The following is a 17748-nucleotide window of genomic DNA, read 5'->3' on the forward strand; positions in this document are numbered from 1 at the left end:
GTATCCTTGAATCTATATCTTCTGAGCAACGATCATTGATTGGCATGCTGTTAAAACCTTATGACATGATTTATCATATTTGTGAAAAAGGTACTGAAAATATTAAGAAAAGTTATCAAGAAAGTATCCTGGAAGCCGTTCGTAATTTTGAAAATACTTTGATGGTTGCGAAGAGTGAGTTAGCAAAAGTTCTCACTAAGCGGGAGATGATTAAGCTAAGTGAGTTATATGATAATAAGCAAATAAATAATGATGAAACTTTCAGCGCCGAAATAAAAAAAATAATAAATTCGATGCCCCATATTAGTAAATCACGAGCGATAATGCAGATCCTGACAGAAGGAGCCAGCTTAAGAATACCTTTAATGCTTTTTCAGGGGGCTTTTTCAACGCCAATTCCGGCACTCCCATTTTGCTATTCAAAAGCCGGTATTCAGATGCAAGTTGTTATCTCTTCAACCGAGGTTCTCAGGAAATTATTTGGTGCCGAAAATCAATCAGTCGGTGAGGTGTATTTACAAGCTTTTTTACATCTAGAAGGTGGAGTGAGTGGAGAACTGAATCTGGGCGATTATATCGACCTACCGGTCAGCGTTAAAGGGGTTCTGACGGGTTTGCGGGTTAATCACTTCGGCCTTTGCGTGCAGATTAACATACAGAACGAAGCCTGGAGTGTGGGTAACCTTGAATACATTATCGAAACGGTCCATCGGGTAGAGGGAAACGCTAGTTTCGGTGCTGATGTCGGGCCGGTAAATCTTGCCGGACAGCCCAAAGTAGGGAGTGATACCGTGCGACAGCTGATTTTTCCCTGTAACAGCACGGAACATACGGCTAAATTTATCTCTCATTTAGCGTTAAGGGCACTGGGCGCTGGGTTTTTTGGCGCGTCCGCATTAACACTCGGCGTCGATAGTTTTTCCATAAAAGATGCCGCTATCTTTGGCATTAACGTGGCGGGAATATTGGTTGATATGAGTGGACGTTTTAAACCAGACAGGGTCGTTGATATCATAGAAACAGCGACCATTGGCTTTGATATCGCGGTGACTACCCCAGTTGATATCGCTTATCTTGGGGCGTTAAACCCGATGCTGATGTTGCGATATAACGGTGCTACGGCAATGGTGCATGATGTCCTGGACAAGAAAAAGCATCCTGAAAATGATAATCTCAAAAATCCGTTTCAGGAAAAAGACATGCAGTTAAGATATCGAAAAACCGCTACGCCGTTGAAAATAACCTCGGCGTTTGCGGAAGATGTGATACGTATCTAGTCAGTTCTGTTTATTGCAGTGCAAATAACCCTCTTTTGCCATGTCCCAAAATTGCTGATGTATTGGCGCATCATTTCTTGTCGTTTGGATTAGAGGAATGATTATTTGGGCACAGAGTCTGGCTTTAGCATCCGAATTATTTAAGTTCTGTTCCAGGCTGGTTGACAGCCTGGACTTTTGGGACTTATTTAACGCACCAAGTGATTCAGCTAATAACCCATTGTGACGGATCCTATTCGCTTCGGAACTCTCTACCAGAGAATAATACCAGGTCATCGTGCCTGCTTCAGCATAGAGAACCGTGACTTGCTGAGTGTTTCCGTCCTTAATGCACTGGGTCATCTGCTGATATAGAACTTCGGGCCTGCTGTCGAAATTTATGCTGTCAGTTACGCACCCTTCAACCACGGGCGGCAAAAATACAGAGGAAGAGGTCGAGGTACAGCCAGTCAGTGACATCAGGAAAATAGCCTTCGCTGCAAGAATACTCCGCTTATGGCTAAAATATTTTATCTTTTCTACCACTGAACAGGTTCCTTCAGTTCGTTCATACGCTGTTCAAAGTCGTTATTAATCTGCGTCATGATGAATTTTAAAAAACCAGCTCGTGCTTCCGCTTTCTCTTCCTCTGTAGCTTGAGTCTCTTTCTGCGGATTGCTGAGCCTTTTCATTCTCTCTTCAAGTGACAGTGGGGCAGACGTCGCTGCATTTTGAGTGGTTACTAAGCCTGGGCGTGCGATCATTATGTTTTGCATCATGATTCCTTAGGTTTTAACTAATCTTTTGGATAATTCATTGAGCAGTTGCTGTTTAGCCTGTTGGGAAAGACTTTCACAGTCCCTTTCCAACTGCTGTGTAAAGCTGGTATCTATTTTCTGTTGAGCAATCCATACCTCGGGTGAGAATTCGGCAAGGCTATTTCCATATTTCACCACAAAGCGGTTTTCACGATGTTGCTCAATAATCACCGCACCCTTCCAGATCGATTGAATGAAAGACAGCAGACCCATTTTCTCACGGTGGGAAGTCTCGGGTATGAGTACAAATAACGGGCTAATAGCATCTACAGGCGAAGTTTCCGCTATCCATTCCTGAAGCAGCTGCGGGAAAATCTCCGGTTTACCGAGTGCCTGCCGAAGGTTGGCCACCACGCTTTCATGCGCCTTGTTGCAAAAACTTTGATAAATTGACTGATTATTATCGAGATATTCTGCAACGGATTTAATCGATATCATCAAGCCGGCCTGATAGCCGGCCGAGCGAGCCGAATCTCGCAACAGCACCGCATCGGCATTCGCCTGCTTGATTATTTTTGCCGCATGATGCTGTGCCTGTTGCAGCAAGCTTTGAATCCGCTTGCTTTGTGCAAGGGAAGAGGCCGGGATCAGTACTCCTTCAATTGCTGTCGTTTTCTCAGAAAATAGGGCGGTTTTTGGCATATTCTATGGCTCGTTTGAGGTCTATTTCTGCAATCTCTGGCAAATCGTTGGTGCAGAATGCGGGCCTCGCGCTGGCGCTAAATAGCAGGGGTATTCTCTGTGACAGAGCCAGGGGAAGCTGTCTGGTCAATCCCTCGAGGATTTGCAGCCCGCCGTGCTCCAGTTCTTCGATATCAACGGGATAACCGAATCGGACGGGCTGTCTGAAGGACACCGATAACTCACTGAATTGCTGAGCATGCTGCGGCAATTTTTCGAAATCACCCTGATAAACCAGCGCTGCACGATAGTGGCGGCAGGCGAGAAGATAGGCTGTATGAGGCAGTAGTCGCCAGTTATCGACGACCTCAGCGGCAAACGTTCCCGGCACCGCATCCTGACAGGTTACTGACAGTTGGAAATGTTTTATCAAAATCTGATTCAGTACTTTCCGACAGTCGGCCGAGTCAAACATCTCCGGTATCCTGAGTTGTTTAGGATGGATCCACTGACAGGGATTGAACAAAATATCTTCCAGAGCGGTCATTTCATACATCAGAAACGCTCCTGACACTGCGTTTAACCCAATAGAGATAGCCAGCGGCAAGCCCCAGGAATAGAGGTAATAAGGCGACCCACCAGAATCGAATCAGCGAGGTTGACTGCACAACCGGCGTTTCCGCTGGCGGAGACGGCGTTGGAGAGCGCGTCAGAACCACCGAAATATCATCGTAATTGAGGTTATTGAAGCTATTTTTTATAAACCTCTTAATATCACTGATCATTAATGACGAATCCTGAGTACGATCGTAGCTAATCAACGCGGCGACATGCTCTTGTTCGTTCTTCCGACTGTTTCCGGAGGTATCTATGCGATAACTCACGTGAACCTGTGCCGATGTCACTCCCTCTAGAGCAAGCAGTGATTGCTCTAGCCGTTGTTCGATAGCCGAATAGAGTCTGGCCGTCTCCGCTAAGGGGGAAGAAATCAGAGAATCAGCAGGAAACATTGCCGCGATTTCCATTCGCGGCTTGGAAGGCAGGTTATAAATACGCAGCAGTTCGACCGCAGAACTGAAATCTTTCAGATCAACAAATATCTGATAGCCTTCTTTTGCCGTATCTTTTTTATTGGACGCAATATTATTTCTCAGCAGAAGAGAAATCACTTCATTGGCCTGACGTTGCTCTAAACCCTTCAATAATTCCTGTTGCTTACAGCCCGTCAATAACAATGTTGCGGCGAAAAGGAGTGAGTATAAAATTTTCATGCACGTAACAATGTCTCAACGGCACTGGTCGCTTTTCTGGTTAGTGCACTGATCAATGAAACTTCAATATTGTAGTCGGCGGTTTTTTGCTGAATTTCAAATAGCGCCTGCGGCGAGGTAACGGAGTCAGCATTGTTGATTTTTCTCAAGACTTGCTGCTTTTGCATATCATATTTTTCGATGCTGTTGGCCAGAGTCGAAATCAGTTTCTGATCGAGCGTTGTAAGACTAACGTCGGGAGACTCAGAAATGATATTTTTAGATAGCGTCGTCGTGACGTCAGGTGCATACAGCATAATTTCTCCTGCGGGTAATGATAAAGATTAAATGTTATCTAAAGTTGGAAATAGTGGCAGACGCGATGTCTTTATAGGCCTTTATGGTACTTGATTGCGCATTGCAAAAAAGTGTATAAGCAGAAAGGGCAGCCTGATACTCAGCCAGCGCAATAGGATCCGATGTGTTGCTGGGGTTACCGTCAGGACCCTCACCTCTAATTTTATCCAGGGCATCTTTCAATTTTTTATTTAGATCGGTGGCACCTTTGTTAAACTTATGGGACATATCAATGATAAATTCTGGGTCGACGGATTTACTTATATTAACCATGGTGACTCTCCACGTTATAGTTTGTTTATTAACCAATGTTCAGATGATATTTTTATGTAACCTTGATTTCCAAATTTAAACGACTTGTTAGCCCTGTAATCATCCTGTAAGTTCACGGTGAAGTTAACAGGTTGGTCTTTATAACTCACTACCAATAATTTTAATTGCTGTAACGACTCATCATTAATAAGACCGCTAATAATAAAGTTAACATTATTATTATTATTGGAACGAGTATAGGTTAAAGACATCCCTCGCAGCGCGTTCTCCGCATCATCTGCCGTGAGAATAACGTTAGAGAGTGACGGAGCTTCTGGTAATGAATGAATTAATTTTTGCGGTAGAAGGGGGGTCACAATAGGTTGAAATTTAATTTTCGACTCTAATGTTGCAGCAGCGCCACCTTTTAACCAGATACAAAAAGTGAAGAGCAATAAAAATAGGCTCATCAACGTCAAAATCTTCTTCTTAATGCCGAGAGAGAACCGCCTCCTGCGAAAAGCAATCGGCTGGTTAATCTCTGGCAACCATGCTTCATTAGCCGTTTTAATTACCACCTTGAGAAGGCCAATATTAATAGTGGTATGAAATTTAACCGTAGTGGTGGTTTGTCCCTCTGGACGCTGTTCACGTATCTTAATGCCATTATCAACTGAGCCATCATTGATAACTTGAAAATTCACTCCGCCTTCTTCAAGAGGAATGATAAAGGCATTCGCCAGAATGTGTGTTCCTTGTTCAAGAATTTTTTCTGGAGCGACAATAAATAACGTACTTTCTTTCGTTAGCTCAAACTCACAACCACTAAGTGGGCCGTTAAGTAAACGTATCGTCAGTTTTTTTCTCGAAGAGGATGATAAGACTGCATCCTTGTCATTCTTCATCTTAACGATAATTCCTGGTGATGATAAATCAGTGGAGCACAGGCTAATAAAATCACCTTTAGAGATCTTGATTTCATTATGATCAATTATGATGATTTTCATTAGGCACAGCGTTGAGATAACGGGAGTGTGTCAGATTATTTCGATTTTTCAGTATCATATTCCCATCAAGATGGGGATAGTGCCTGTAGCTACAATCAAACTCATCAAATTAATCTATATCTACGGGAAATAGACTTTATGCGTTTTGAAACAATTCCGTATATTATCAAGGAAGGGGAAACAATCAAAGTTACAGAGAAAAAACTGTGTTTGATTGAAGCCCTTGATTCTGAGCCTTGTGAAGTTCTTTACACTGTAAGAAATAATGAAGAAAACTCTTTTTCACTCCAGAGTAACTGGCGTGGTTTAATTGCATTAGACGTTATGCAGTTCAAAGTATCAAAAGGTAGACTGCGTTTTTTTGATATGGATTTAATGAAGCTAGTTAAACTACAAGTCTTTATCGATTATTCTAACGGGAATATCGAGGTGGGCAGTTCTAATGAGAGTAATTGGCTCTCATTTTCAAAAGAAATAAAATTAATACAACCGGAAGACATGGAGTATTGGCTTCTGCAGCAAGCAATGCAGTCGGGGGATAAAGTAGACTCTATTGTTGCCTTTCTTCGTCACACCGAATGCTATAATTTGGTGCATTTCTTATTATCAGAAACTGATGATAATAATCAATGTCTGCAAACGCTCTGCGTTCGTTATGGCCTGTCAGCTGCGCATTTTCGTCGCCTTACAAGACATGCGCTAGGCCATACAACAAAAGTTACGCTTCGTGAATGGCGCATGACGAAAGCGATTCTGGCGTTTATTAATGATCCAAAAAACATGACCGACATTGCTTTTGCACACGGATACTCGTCGTTATCCCATTTTTCAAATGACGTCAAAAAAATGCTGGGCATGACCCCTCGTGCATTAAGAAAGTCAATTCTTGATATAGCAATGAAATGATAAATAGACTCTTATCAATAACAATGAAAAATTTAATGATTGCAGCGTTGAGCTTAATGATTATTTTGCCGGTTAAGGCTGAGAAAATAAAAAGCGAAGATTTAAGTCTATCCAGCGCGGGCTATGTCTCGAATAATGAGAGTATCAGTGGCTTTTTTAATGCTTTTTCTTCGCAAGTTAATAAGCCGGTAATTCTGAGTAAACTAGCGGCACGAAAAAAAATCAGCGGAGAGATCTCTTTAGTTAATCCTCGACTGCAATTAGATACGGTATGCAATCGTCTGGGGCTAATTTGGTATAGCAATAATGCAACACTTTATATTTATGACTCATCAGAAATAGTTAGCCGCATTGTTACGATGAGAAATATTTCTTATTCATACTTTACTCAATATCTCGGTAAGGTACAGTTACTAGATAACCGCTACCCGTTAAGGGGAGAAGAGGGTAACAAGACATTCTTTATCTCTGGTCCACCGATATATGTCGAAACAATTGCTCAGTTAGCCGCAACGCTTGACGAACAGGATACCAGTCGACGCGACATAGATGCCGTCTCCATGTTTTACTTAAGCAATACTTTTGCTGAAGACCGTTCCTATACCTATCAGGATAAAGTGATTGTTATTCCTGGCCTGGCGACGGTGATCAGAAAGTTATTCTCAACTCCGGGCGCTGTTTATAGCGATATCAGAACATCTACAACCGAGATAACAAAGGTAAGGTTACCACCGCCTTCACTCCCGACTGTTGATGACATCGAACCGTTTGATAGAGCAACGCAAGCGATAGTCAATACATCTTCAGCCGTGCAGATTATTTCTAACCCAAGCAATAACAGTCTGCTTATAAAAGGTAGCGAGGAGCAGATTGCGCTGGCCAAAAATATTATTGCCGCGATGGATAAACCGCGTAGACACATCGAACTCTCTGTATGGATAGTTGACGTACAAAAGAAAGCGCTGGAACAACTTGGGGCAAACTGGAAGGGGAATTTTACCATTGGTGACCGTCTCGGTTTTTCTTTGAATCAGGGCGCTTCCGCTTCTTCCACGGGCGGTAACCTCTCTAGTACGTTAGACGGAGGACGGTTTATCGCTGAAATTAACGCCTTAAGCCAAAACAATCTGGCGAATATAATTTCTCGTCCTGTCATTCTAACCCAGGAAAATATCCCCGCTATTTTTGACAACAGCCATAGCCTCTATACAAAGCTTCTCGGTGAACACAACGTTGAACTTCAGAAGATAACCTTTGGTACCTCTATTAGCGTATTGCCGCGTTTCACTCAAAATAATGAAATAGAAATGATGCTTAATGTTGAAGACGGTAACTCTGCAGGATCGACGTCAGAAAGTGAAAATCTGGTCTCGCCCCTGCCGTTAGTGATCAGGACAAATATCAGTACTGTGGCCAGAGTTCCGCGAGGCAAGAGCTTACTGATTGGCGGTTATACGCGTGATGAAGATAGAAACGATACCGTGAAGATCCCTTTTCTCGGCAGTATCCCTCTCATTGGGGGACTATTTCGCCATCGCATTACCCAAAACAGTAAGACAGTACGTATTTTTCTCATACAACCTAGGGAAATAACCTCAGAAAATGCCTCCGAGGCTAATACCTTATCTCCTGAAATGTTCACTTCTACCCCGTTAAGGGACTGGAAACAGAATTTTTCAATGAGTCTGTTATGAGTTCGATTAACAGGGATTAGTCGCATAGTCCGTTGCTTCGCGTTCGCGAGCAGCAGCGAGCAAAAGCCCAGGCCGAGAAAGAGTCGTCAAACGAAAAGGTGATGGATGAGGGGGAGCTTGACAGTGCGGCGCTTTCACTTACGGAGGACGACTCCTCGGCAGATCTCATCGCTCGCGCCTCCCAGAATGTCGATGAGAGTTTAATTGCGTTATCGCAGTTTAGATCACGCCGAGATCTCACGCTGAAAAGCGGAGCGGATGCTGAAAATAACTTTGATTCAATCCTGGATGACAACACACTCCCTAAAATAGCGCTACTGTTAAAAATGGTTTCTGGTGTTCAGGGAAATAGTATTCAGGATATGCACTTCAGATTTCTGAAATTGTTCCCAGATGAGAGCGATCGCGTACTGATATTACGTAAGTTGTTAAAGCGAAAGAACCTCGATGAAACAACACGAAAGAACATCAGCACATTGCTCGAAAATACGCTTCAGGCTGCCGACCCACGTAGATTGCAGGCTGGATTAAACATCGCGGTAAAAGCACGCCTGTTTGGTCAATTTTTAGATATTAATCCTCAGCTATTGAGAAGCGCTTACCGGTATTTTATTGAGTCAGATGATGCAGAGACGGTCATCTATAAAAATTGGATCTCTATTTTTGGCTATAAGAAAAGAAAAACAATTTTAGAGCTTATTGAAGAGTTTTTGTTAACAGACATCGATGCATTAGATCCAAGTTGTTCATTGACGGAATTTGGTAATGTATTATTAAAATTGAATCAATTAAAAAGATTAAGAACCGTCGACGGAGATTTCATCGGAAATCTGTTATTGAATGAAAATATCTTCAACGTTAATGAGAGTGAAGAGGCTTGGTTGTTATTCTTTTTTTGTGTCTTGCAGGACGCGAGAAATCTTGAGGAGTATCTGAACGAAGTTGCCGGGGAATTTTTAATGGCAGGGGAGCCTAGTGGCTGTGTTCGTTTTGTACAGGCCTTATATATTGAATGCAGTAAAATTCCTGTCGAATTTTTTGATGTGTCTGAAGATAAGTCTTGGCTTGAAGAGCATTTGAAAGACTCTATTTCCTTCCATTTCGAAAATGAAATCATCAAATTTAAAAAGCTTAATCATTAGAGTTTTATGGAAAATAAATGAACAAGATTTTGAAAAACGTTAGAGAGCACCCAGAAATTATCATCTTATTATTGATGGTGACAATAATATCAATGCTCATTGTCCCTCTACCAACTTATCTGGTGGATTTTCTTATTGGTTTGAATATTGTTATCTCTATGCTCGTTTTTCTGTCCTCATTTTATATCGATGGAATATTAAGCTTTTCAACTTTTCCAGCCGTGTTGTTGATAACAACACTTTTTCGACTTTCATTATCTATCAGCACCAGTCGGCTAATATTGAACGACGCGGATGCGGGGGAGATTATTGAGACCTTTGGTCTTTTTGTCATTGGCGACAACCTCATTGTCGGATTTGTGATTTTTTTCATTGTCACCATTACACAGTTTATGGTCATCACTAAAGGGGCTGAACGCGTTGCCGAAGTTGCGGCACGTTTCTCACTCGATGCCATGCCTGGCAAGCAGATGAGCATTGACGCTGACGTCAAGGCGGGGACCCTAGACGCCGATCAGGCTAAAAGCCGTAGAAATATTCTTGAAAGAGAAAGTCAGCTTTACGGATCCTTTGATGGTGCAATGAAGTTTATCAAAGGTGATGCAATTGCTGGGATTATCATCATTTTTGTGAACTTCATAGGCGGGATCAGCGTCGGTATGAATCAGCATAATATGTCGATGTCTCAGGCCTTGCACACCTACACCATGTTGACAATCGGCGATGGATTGGTTGCACAAATACCCTCATTGTTAATCGCAGTCAGCGCCGGATTTATTGTTACCCGCGTCAATGGCGAAGGTGACAATATGGGGAAAAAAATCCTTTCTCAGTTAATTAATCATCCTTATGTTATCGCCTTGGCCGCCATATTAACCCTTGCCGTCGGATTACTGCCTGGGTTCCCGATCATGGTATTTCTGACCCTGTCGTTACTACTTGCAGGAACTTATTGGTATAAGCAAAAGGCGCTTAGGGAGGGCAAGGATAGCACTAATAAAATTTCTCAGGGTGAGAGTTCTCACAATCAGGCGGCAGACACGGGCCTCGAAAGCTCGATGAAAATGATAGACCATTTTGAGAGTGTCAATGCAGAGGCTGTGCCTTTGATTCTTGTTTTACCCATTGAGCAATTTCAAAAGTTAAAGGATCAGGCTCTTTCGGAACATATTCGCAGCCAGTTCTTTATCGATTATGGTATTCGGCTCCCGGAAATAATATTGCATAGCGCTATAGTCGATAAAACAAATAAAGTCACCTTGCATATTAATGAAATTAAAGCGGCGGAGTTTACACTCTATTTTGATAAGCTTCGCGTCATTAATAAATTAGATGAAATCGAGATGTTAGCTATCGAGACGGTAAAAGATAGCAGCGGCATCTGGGTAGAGAGTAAAGACAGAGAGAGTCTAGAGTCGCTGGGATATTTGCTGAGAATGCCTGTCGATGAACTTTATTCTTGCCTGTCTATGCAGTTGTCGCATCATATCAATGAGTTCTTTGGTGTGCAGGAGGCGAAAGGCATGTCAGATCGGCTGGAACACTCCTGCCCTGAGCTTATCAAAGAAGTATTACGCCACATGACCATGCAAAAAATATCAGAAATATTGCAACGTCTGTTATGTGAAAGGATCTCCATTCGTAATATGAAGATGATCATGGAGGCTTTGGCTCTGTGGGCACCCAAAGAAAAAGACGTTATTTTACTAGTCGAGCATGTGCGCGGTGCATTAGCACGCTATATCTGTGACAAGTTCTCAATTCATAATCAGCTTCGTGTCATTATGGTGACGGCAGAGACGGAGGATGTCTTTCGCAAAGGAATAAGATCAACATCTGGTGGTTCATTTTTAAATATTGAGCCAGCAGTAGCAGAAAATCTAATGGATACCTTTTCGGTAGTGTTGCTAAATTATGACTCAGAGTTTAAGGACATTGTCATTATTTCATCGGTAGATGTGCGAAGGTTCATTAAGAAGTTTATTGAGACTCGATTCAAAGATATCGCCGTTATGTCGTTTGGGGAATTATCTCAACACGTCAACGTTGACGTCATACAGACCATTTAAGCAGGTGGGCAGGTGAAATATTCTGAACTGATGGTGAAGCAGGTACACCCGTTGATTTTACGTTCCAGCATTATTGAAGCTGAGCTTAAAGGCGTCAAAATTGGGGAAATATGCGAGATTCGCGGCAGTGTTTACAGTCTTAAGGTTATTGCTCGAGCGCAGGTCATTGGATTCAACCAACATACAACTGTGCTGAGCCTGCTTGGAAATGCCAATGGTTTATCACGTGAGTGCGTTTTGCACCCTACGGGTAAAGAGCTGGTTATTCCTGTCGGTGATTTTTTGTGTGGATGCGTGATCGATCCCGCGGGAAACATTACTGAGCGTTTTACAGAAACACCAGAAACGCAACTAAGCCATTTGTGTTCCATTCAAGCCAACGCGCCTGGCTGGCAGCATCGTCGGGGGATCTATCTGCCACTCTTGACGGGAGTGAAGGCGCTGGATGGTCTGATGACCTGCGGTGTTGGGCAGCGCGTCGGGATATTTTCATCCGCGGGCTGCGGCAAGACAACGTTGATGCATATGCTCATTGAGCACATTGAAACTGACATTTTCGTCATTGGCCTGATAGGCGAAAGGGGCAGGGAAGTCACCGAGTTTATGGATATTCTTCGCAAATCCGGGCGGCGAAAAGATTGTGTGATGGTCTGCGCAACCTCGGACAATTCGTCCATGGACCGTTGTAACGCCGTATTGGTTGCTACGACGATTGCCGAGTATTTTCGTGACAGTGGAAAGAACGTTGTACTGTTTATTGATTCTATTACTCGATACGCGCGCGCCTTGCGTGACCTTGCCCTGTCGGCAGGAGAGTCTCCTGCCAGAAGAGGATATCCGGCCTCGGTATTTGACAATCTACCGAAGATTCTCGAACGAGCGGGGAATGTAGAAGGAGGGAGTATTACCGCCTTTTACACCATTTTGCTTGAAAGTGATGATGAAGGGGATCCTATCGCCAACGAGATCCGATCAATTCTCGATGGACATATTTATCTCAGCCGAGAATTGGCAGCCCAGAATCACTATCCCGCAATCGATATTTTAAACAGTCTCAGCCGCGTGGCGACTCAGGTCTGCAAGTCTGATCATCTTAACGATGCGGCGGCGGTAAGGCGGAAATTGGCGAAGATTGAAGAACTCAAAATGTTTATCGATATGGGGGAATATAAATTTGGTGAAAACCAGGAGAACGATCGAGTAGTCAAGCAACGAGATGCACTAAATCAATGGCTCTGTCAGTCCTGCGATGAGATTGTCGACCACAAAGAAATGCTGAGTGAGATGAGTAAGCTTGCATCATAAATATGCAGCACTTCTGCAGCGTAACGAGATGCGGCTTCGGCGTCTTCATTGGCTACTAATGGAATTAGAGAGCCGTCAGCAACGGTTAAGTAGCGAAAAGCAAACGCAGGCAACCCAGGTCGAAACACTGCGTAATTTAATCAAACATCACAGTTTCGCCGGGGTTTCGACTCGGGCAGATTTATTTGCAGAACAGCGTAAGTTAGCAGTTTTGAGAAGACAGCTCTTTGCCATTATTCAGCAAGTTCAAGAGATTGATGAAAAATTAGATGATATCAAGCGTGAGATTATTCAACACCGGGTACTCATGCTAACGGGAATGTATCGTTCAGAAAAGTACAAACATCTGCTGCAAGGCGCCTTGAGTAAAAAAAGGCAAACCCAAAGTCGGCAGGATGAATCAGAAATGGAAGAGATGATTTTATGGAAAAAGTAACTTCGAAACCGGCCGCGGGTATATCAAGGCCGCAAAGTGATCCTACGGAAAATGTTTCTTTAGCTGAAAGAGCAATGAGAAAAAAACTGGGCCAAAAGAAGCTCCTGAAAGCAGAACCCTATGCATTAATTTTACCTTTCCGAATGCTTGAACATTATCGCCTGATCGTTATTAAGCAGAAGGACGAAAACGGTTCCGCTTCTTCAAAAACCGGCCTTGCTGAACCTTTACACGTCACTTCTTTGTTTAACAGGGAAGAGCAGGGGCAATCAGGTATCACCTTGCCTGCAACGAGAGTCGAGAGCGCACCTGTCGATGTTGCAAAGCGAACCACCCTCGCTTCGAATGAAAATACTCGTCCCGCCGACACATTGAGTGACAATACTCCTCCAACTGGCATCTCGAGTAAAAATACTCCTTTAGTCGACACCTTTCAGCCTAAACCACCCGTTGAAAATGCCGATGTTGATGATGAGTTTTCGCGTAAAACTCCGGACGCTCATTCACTTCAGTCCCTGATGGGGGGTGCTTCATTTGTTGCCAATCATCCTGGTGCACCGATTTTGAGCGAGAAGAAGAGCGCAGCACTAATACCACAGCCCCGAGAGGTTCAACCAGACAGCTCGGCATTCTCATCGGAATCGTTTACCTATCACTTTCAGCACTTACCCGGAAATCAGAGCGTAAAAATTAACACGGTTGTTCAAGGGCAACTGTCATTACATCCTTCCTCAAACCTTGTACAGAATCTGTTATTGCAGAAGAAAGGACTGCGAGAAATTGCGACAGAATGGTCATTATCCCCTGAATTCTCGCAGGAAAGGGACGATAAAAGTGATAATCAACAGTGATTGCTAACTACCTTCGCCGAGTCACCCCTGATTCGCTAAATGAAAACCAATGGGTCCAGCAATGGAAAGCCAAAGGTAAAGAAATCATATTTTCAGCCCCTGCAAAGGGTGGAGCACTCTTGTCCTTCAGTGCCGAAGGTAAATGGCGTGGCACAATCGATTTACATCACTGGTTCGCCATGGTCTTCCCGGACAGCAGCCGGTTGTCGAAAGAAAGCTGGGATGATGAACAGCTCACGGCACTCTTTTTTGGCTGTTCGCGCCCGCTGGATATTACCGAAGATGAGTTGCATTACGTTCGTTTAACAGCTTGCCGCCGCTCTATCGTTAAAAATTTTCCCGTTAAAGACATGCCGGAAATTTGCACCCCGCAGGGCACGCTATGGCTTAGTCAGTTACCTAAAGCGGTTAATCATATTTCTCTTTCACTTGGCAGCGTAGCACGAAGAAAGAATATGCCCCTAAGGCTGGATTTTTCGATGGGGGAAAGTCGAATTTCTTTGTCGCTGCTCTCCAGCATGAAAAAAGGCGATGCACTTCTCATCCAAAATATGCTGCATGATGTACTGATTAATAATTTGAAGATAGGGAATTACGAACAAAAGGAACGCCTTATGAATATCGAAACGAATAATATAACGACTCTATCAATTCAAAAGACCGTGGGGGAGGATGCTTTTTTGGAAACAAAAAACACGCAGTCCATTAAAAAAATTCCATTAAAGCTATCTTTCATCTTGCAGCAAGACGTTATTACGCTCGGTGAACTGGAGGGTATATATAATGGGCAATCAATCCCCTGCAATCCAGACTTTGAAAAAAAAATTATAATCCAGGCAAACGGATTAACCATCGCCCACGGAGAGCTTGTGGTTATTGACGATTGTATGGCCGTCCTTGTCACCGGTCTGGAAGCCGATCATGCCAGTTAACAATGATATTCCTCTTATTGTTGTTCTTGCCCTGGCAACGATCCTCCCCTTTTTGATTGCCTGCGGAACCTGTTATATCAAATTCTCGATAGTTTTTGTCATGGTCCGTAACGCTTTGGGATTACAACAAATTCCCTCAAACATGACGCTGAATGGCGTCGCGTTACTTCTGGCGATGTTTGTGATGAGTCCGATAATCAAAAGTGGTTATACCAATTATCAAGAAAGTAAGACAGATATTACGCAAATGTCATCACTGATCGACTATATCGATAATGGGATTGACCCTTATCGTAATTACCTGACGCGTTATTCTGATCCTGACTTAAGCGACTTTTTTGAAAAGATCCAGTCCGGAAGGGAGGCGACTGAAAATGGTGAACAAGATGAACCACAGAAGCTGTCAATTTTATCACTGCTGCCCGCTTACGCGTTAAGTGAAATTAAAAATGCGTTCAAAATTGGTTTTTACCTTTATCTGCCTTTTGTCGTCATTGACCTATTGATTTCATGCATATTGCTTGCGTTAGGCATGATGATGATGAGCCCCGTGACCATATCGGTACCGATTAAGCTGGTACTTTTTGTTGTCATGGACGGTTGGACCATTTTGTCCAAAGGTCTGGTGCTTCAATATATGGACTTACCGGCTTAGGAAAATACTATGAATGACATGCTTTATGCTGGTAACAAAGTCCTGTATCTAGTGCTCATTTTATCGGCGGGTCCTATTTTTGTTGCTACCGTAGTAGGATTGCTGGTTGGACTTATTCAGACGGTAACTCAGCTTCAGGAACAGACGCTTCCTTTTGGCATTAAACTGTTAAGTGTCACGCTTTGCCTGTTTTTACTGTCCGGTTGGTACGGAGAAATCCTTTTAGCCTATGGGCGAGAGGTCGTCAGACTGGCTTTGAGTCGCTAACTTATGGCCAATCATGTTAACTGAATATAATGAATTGTTTTACCATTGGTTGGGCGTCATGGCATTCTCTTCGGCGAGGATATTGCCAATATTTATTATGCTCCCATTCCTGAACAGCAATACTCTTAATAATTCAATTCGTGTGCCCGTTGCAATGTTGCTTGGGCTTTCTCTTTGGCCCAAAACAGCAGGGGTAAAATTTGATTTTCAGGCGGAGATGTATTTCGGTCTTTTAGTTAAAGAGTCTATGATTGGACTCTTATTGGGATGCTTAATTAGCCTACCTTTCTGGGTTCTTCACGCTGCGGGATGTATCATCGACAATCAGCGCGGAGCGACGATAAGCAGCAGTATTGACCCCGTGAGCGGTGTTGATACTTCAGAGTTAGCCAATTTTTTTAATATATTTTGCGCTGCAATATTTTTACAATCAGGAGGGTTGATATTGACACTAGAGGTAATAAAAGAAAGCTACGACCTTTTCGAACCTTTGACTTTTACCTTGCCGAATATGATCCCCTTGCTCAATTTAATCACTGAAGTTATTTCTCGTTCAATAATGGTTGCCAGCCCATTAATTGCTCTTTTTTTATTGACTGAGGCAACGCTCGGGTTGCTTTCACGTTATGCTCCTCAGATGAACGCATTTTCATTGGCGTTGACGGTTAAGAGTTTTCTGGGCTTTTTGCTATTAATCATTTATTTTCATCCAATTTTTTCAGACAGTATCCTACCCCTTATTTTTACAACCGAAAAACTACAGTTATGGAAGTAAATCACTCATGTCATTAAGCAAGACAGAGAAACCCACTCAAAAGAAGATTAGTGATGCCGTTAAAAAAGGCCAATCCTTTAAGAGTAAGGATTTGGTTATTACCTGTTTAATATTGGCAGGCGTCAATTATATTATTACTTTAGATTTTATCAAACAGATGGCCGGCGTCTGGGGAATGATAATTGAAGACGGCTTTAAACAGAATATAGCAGACTATGCTTCGTCAGTCTTTATCCTCGCACTAAAGATAATCATACCTTTTTTATTGCTTTGCGTTTTCTGCACCACGCTGCCTTCACTGCTGCAAACCGGATTTGTTTTGGCAACCAAAATATTTAAACTCAACTTTGGTGCTTTGAACCCGATCAACGGGACCAAGAAGTTGTTTAGTTTACGAACGGTTAAGGATACTGTGAAAGCAGTACTTTATCTTTTGGTCTTTATCATTATTTTTATGAATCTCTGGAGCGAGAACAAAATTCTCTTCCTGCTTCAAAGATACGGTACGCCTCAACAAACGCTGGTTATTTGGGGGCACCTTATTCAGCGAATGGTAACTACATGTTTGCTTGGCATGATTATTATCATGTTGTTAGATGCGATTGCAGAATACTTTTTATATATCAAAGATCTCAAGATGGACAAGCAGGAGGTTAAAAGAGAGCGTATAGATCAGGATGGTAATCCGCTCATTAAATCAACGAGACGAAGTTTGCATTCTGAAATTCTTGACGAGCAGACAAAACTCGATATCACTAACTCAAAAGTTATTATTGCTAATCCTACCCATATTGCTATAGGCATTTATTTCAATGCCGATATTGTTCCCATCCCTTTCATTTCAGTGCTCGAAACGAATCAGTGCGCCTTGTCAGTAAGGCGATATGCAAAAAAAATGGGCGTTCCGGTATTGGAAGACATTGCCCTGGCAAGGCGGATTTATAAGTCACACTCAAAATATTCATTTATCAGCGTTGATGAATTAGATGCCGTTTTACAAATCCTCGTTTGGCTTGAACAGGTCGACAATGCGTGGCAAGAAGATCAATCGTCTTTAATTTCTGAAGCCTCTGATGAGGTTAATAATAAAAATGGTGAGAATGAGCGATCTTTATAAGATTCATATAAATATCGATGATGTAATTCCAGCATCAA

At 42.8% G+C, this 17748-nt stretch carries 21 protein-coding genes; 13 read left to right on the forward strand and 8 right to left on the reverse strand.

What is annotated here, in order from left to right:
- Nucleotides 1–1277 (forward strand): hypothetical protein (locus tag BS640_RS22050; RefSeq protein WP_158086748.1); only part of this gene is annotated, 1277 nt, incomplete at its 5' end.
- On the opposite strand, the gene BS640_RS08230 is transcribed toward BS640_RS22050, so the two are convergent.
- From BS640_RS08230 to BS640_RS08265, 8 genes are read right to left on the reverse strand one after another with little or no spacing between them, the layout of a single operon-like run.
- The gene (locus BS640_RS08230) at nucleotides 1278–1802 is read right to left on the reverse strand and encodes a hypothetical protein (protein ID WP_084912352.1); all 525 of its coding nucleotides are present in this window, start codon (nucleotides 1800–1802) and stop codon (nucleotides 1278–1280) included.
- Nucleotides 1796–2032, reverse strand: coding sequence for a hypothetical protein (locus BS640_RS08235; protein WP_084912353.1), 237 nt, complete (start codon nucleotides 2030–2032; stop codon nucleotides 1796–1798). Before BS640_RS08235 ends, BS640_RS08230 begins: the two co-directional genes overlap by 7 nt.
- A 9-nt stretch (nucleotides 2033–2041) precedes the next feature.
- Nucleotides 2042–2716 (reverse strand): hypothetical protein, encoded by a 675-nt coding sequence (locus BS640_RS08240; RefSeq protein ID WP_017493219.1) that lies wholly within the window; start codon nucleotides 2714–2716, stop codon nucleotides 2042–2044.
- Nucleotides 2691–3251 (reverse strand): hypothetical protein, encoded by a 561-nt coding sequence (locus BS640_RS08245; RefSeq protein WP_017493218.1) that lies wholly within the window; start codon nucleotides 3249–3251, stop codon nucleotides 2691–2693. The genes BS640_RS08240 and BS640_RS08245 overlap by 26 nt, the downstream gene beginning before the upstream one ends.
- On the reverse strand, nucleotides 3244–3966 hold the full coding sequence (gene sctJ / locus BS640_RS08250) for a type III secretion system inner membrane ring lipoprotein SctJ (protein ID WP_026110715.1): 723 nt from the start codon (nucleotides 3964–3966) through the stop codon (nucleotides 3244–3246). Before sctJ ends, BS640_RS08245 begins: the two co-directional genes overlap by 8 nt.
- A complete protein-coding gene (gene sctI, locus BS640_RS08255; RefSeq protein ID WP_017493216.1) occupies nucleotides 3963–4262 on the reverse strand; it encodes a type III secretion system inner rod subunit SctI in 300 nt (99 codons plus the stop codon). The genes sctJ and sctI overlap by 4 nt, the downstream gene beginning before the upstream one ends.
- A 34-nt stretch (nucleotides 4263–4296) precedes the next feature.
- Nucleotides 4297–4575, reverse strand: a complete 279-nt coding sequence (gene sctF, locus BS640_RS08260; protein ID WP_017493215.1) for a type III secretion system needle filament subunit SctF — start codon at nucleotides 4573–4575, stop codon at nucleotides 4297–4299.
- 14 nt (nucleotides 4576–4589) lie between these two features.
- A complete protein-coding gene (locus BS640_RS08265) occupies nucleotides 4590–5561 on the reverse strand; it encodes a PrgH/EprH family type III secretion apparatus protein (RefSeq protein ID WP_084912354.1) in 972 nt (323 codons plus the stop codon).
- 138 nt (nucleotides 5562–5699) lie between these two features.
- Here BS640_RS08265 and BS640_RS08270 point away from each other — a divergent pair, with 138 nt between their 5' ends.
- From BS640_RS08270 to BS640_RS08325, 12 genes are read left to right on the forward strand one after another with little or no spacing between them, the layout of a single operon-like run.
- Nucleotides 5700–6467 carry a helix-turn-helix domain-containing protein gene (locus BS640_RS08270; RefSeq protein ID WP_084912355.1) on the forward strand — a complete coding sequence of 256 codons (768 nt, stop codon included), beginning with the start codon at nucleotides 5700–5702 and terminating at the stop codon, nucleotides 6465–6467.
- A gap of 35 nt (nucleotides 6468–6502) precedes the next feature.
- Complete coding sequence (gene sctC, locus BS640_RS08275; RefSeq protein WP_017493211.1) at nucleotides 6503–8161, forward strand: type III secretion system outer membrane ring subunit SctC; 1659 nt, start codon at nucleotides 6503–6505, stop codon at nucleotides 8159–8161.
- A gap of 32 nt (nucleotides 8162–8193) precedes the next feature.
- On the forward strand, nucleotides 8194–9303 hold the full coding sequence (gene sctW, locus BS640_RS08280) for a type III secretion system gatekeeper subunit SctW (protein ID WP_084912356.1): 1110 nt from the start codon (nucleotides 8194–8196) through the stop codon (nucleotides 9301–9303).
- Between the two features lie 17 nt (nucleotides 9304–9320).
- A complete protein-coding gene (locus tag BS640_RS08285; protein ID WP_084912357.1) occupies nucleotides 9321–11372 on the forward strand; it encodes an EscV/YscV/HrcV family type III secretion system export apparatus protein in 2052 nt (683 codons plus the stop codon).
- 12 nt (nucleotides 11373–11384) lie between these two features.
- Nucleotides 11385–12677 carry a type III secretion system ATPase SctN gene (gene sctN / locus BS640_RS08290; RefSeq protein WP_017493208.1) on the forward strand — a complete coding sequence of 431 codons (1293 nt, stop codon included), beginning with the start codon at nucleotides 11385–11387 and terminating at the stop codon, nucleotides 12675–12677.
- Nucleotides 12667–13113 (forward strand): hypothetical protein, encoded by a 447-nt coding sequence (locus BS640_RS08295; RefSeq protein ID WP_017493207.1) that lies wholly within the window; start codon nucleotides 12667–12669, stop codon nucleotides 13111–13113. The genes sctN and BS640_RS08295 overlap by 11 nt, the downstream gene beginning before the upstream one ends.
- Entirely contained in the window at nucleotides 13101–13964 is an 864-nt protein-coding gene (locus BS640_RS08300) for a SpaN/EivJ family type III secretion system needle length determinant (RefSeq protein ID WP_084912358.1), read from the forward strand. The genes BS640_RS08295 and BS640_RS08300 overlap by 13 nt, the downstream gene beginning before the upstream one ends.
- On the forward strand, nucleotides 13961–14896 hold the full coding sequence (locus BS640_RS08305) for a FliM/FliN family flagellar motor switch protein (RefSeq protein ID WP_084912359.1): 936 nt from the start codon (nucleotides 13961–13963) through the stop codon (nucleotides 14894–14896). The genes BS640_RS08300 and BS640_RS08305 overlap by 4 nt, the downstream gene beginning before the upstream one ends.
- Nucleotides 14886–15551, forward strand: coding sequence for an EscR/YscR/HrcR family type III secretion system export apparatus protein (locus BS640_RS08310; RefSeq protein WP_084912360.1), 666 nt, complete (start codon nucleotides 14886–14888; stop codon nucleotides 15549–15551). The genes BS640_RS08305 and BS640_RS08310 overlap by 11 nt, the downstream gene beginning before the upstream one ends.
- Before the next feature lie 9 nt (nucleotides 15552–15560).
- Nucleotides 15561–15818 carry an EscS/YscS/HrcS family type III secretion system export apparatus protein gene (locus tag BS640_RS08315; protein WP_017494061.1) on the forward strand — a complete coding sequence of 86 codons (258 nt, stop codon included), beginning with the start codon at nucleotides 15561–15563 and terminating at the stop codon, nucleotides 15816–15818.
- Nucleotides 15819–15831: 13 nt separating this feature from the next.
- The gene (sctT, locus tag BS640_RS08320; protein WP_038328422.1) at nucleotides 15832–16593 is read left to right on the forward strand and encodes a type III secretion system export apparatus subunit SctT; all 762 of its coding nucleotides are present in this window, start codon (nucleotides 15832–15834) and stop codon (nucleotides 16591–16593) included.
- A 7-nt stretch (nucleotides 16594–16600) separates the two neighbouring features.
- Nucleotides 16601–17710: an EscU/YscU/HrcU family type III secretion system export apparatus switch protein gene (locus tag BS640_RS08325; RefSeq protein ID WP_017494063.1), complete on the forward strand. Its 1110-nt coding sequence runs from the start codon at nucleotides 16601–16603 to the stop codon at nucleotides 17708–17710.
- The last annotated feature ends 38 nt before the right edge of the window (nucleotides 17711–17748 follow it).

The sequence above is a fragment of the Rouxiella badensis genome (assembly GCF_002093665.1).
GTDB lineage: Bacteria > Pseudomonadota > Gammaproteobacteria > Enterobacterales > Enterobacteriaceae > Rouxiella > Rouxiella badensis.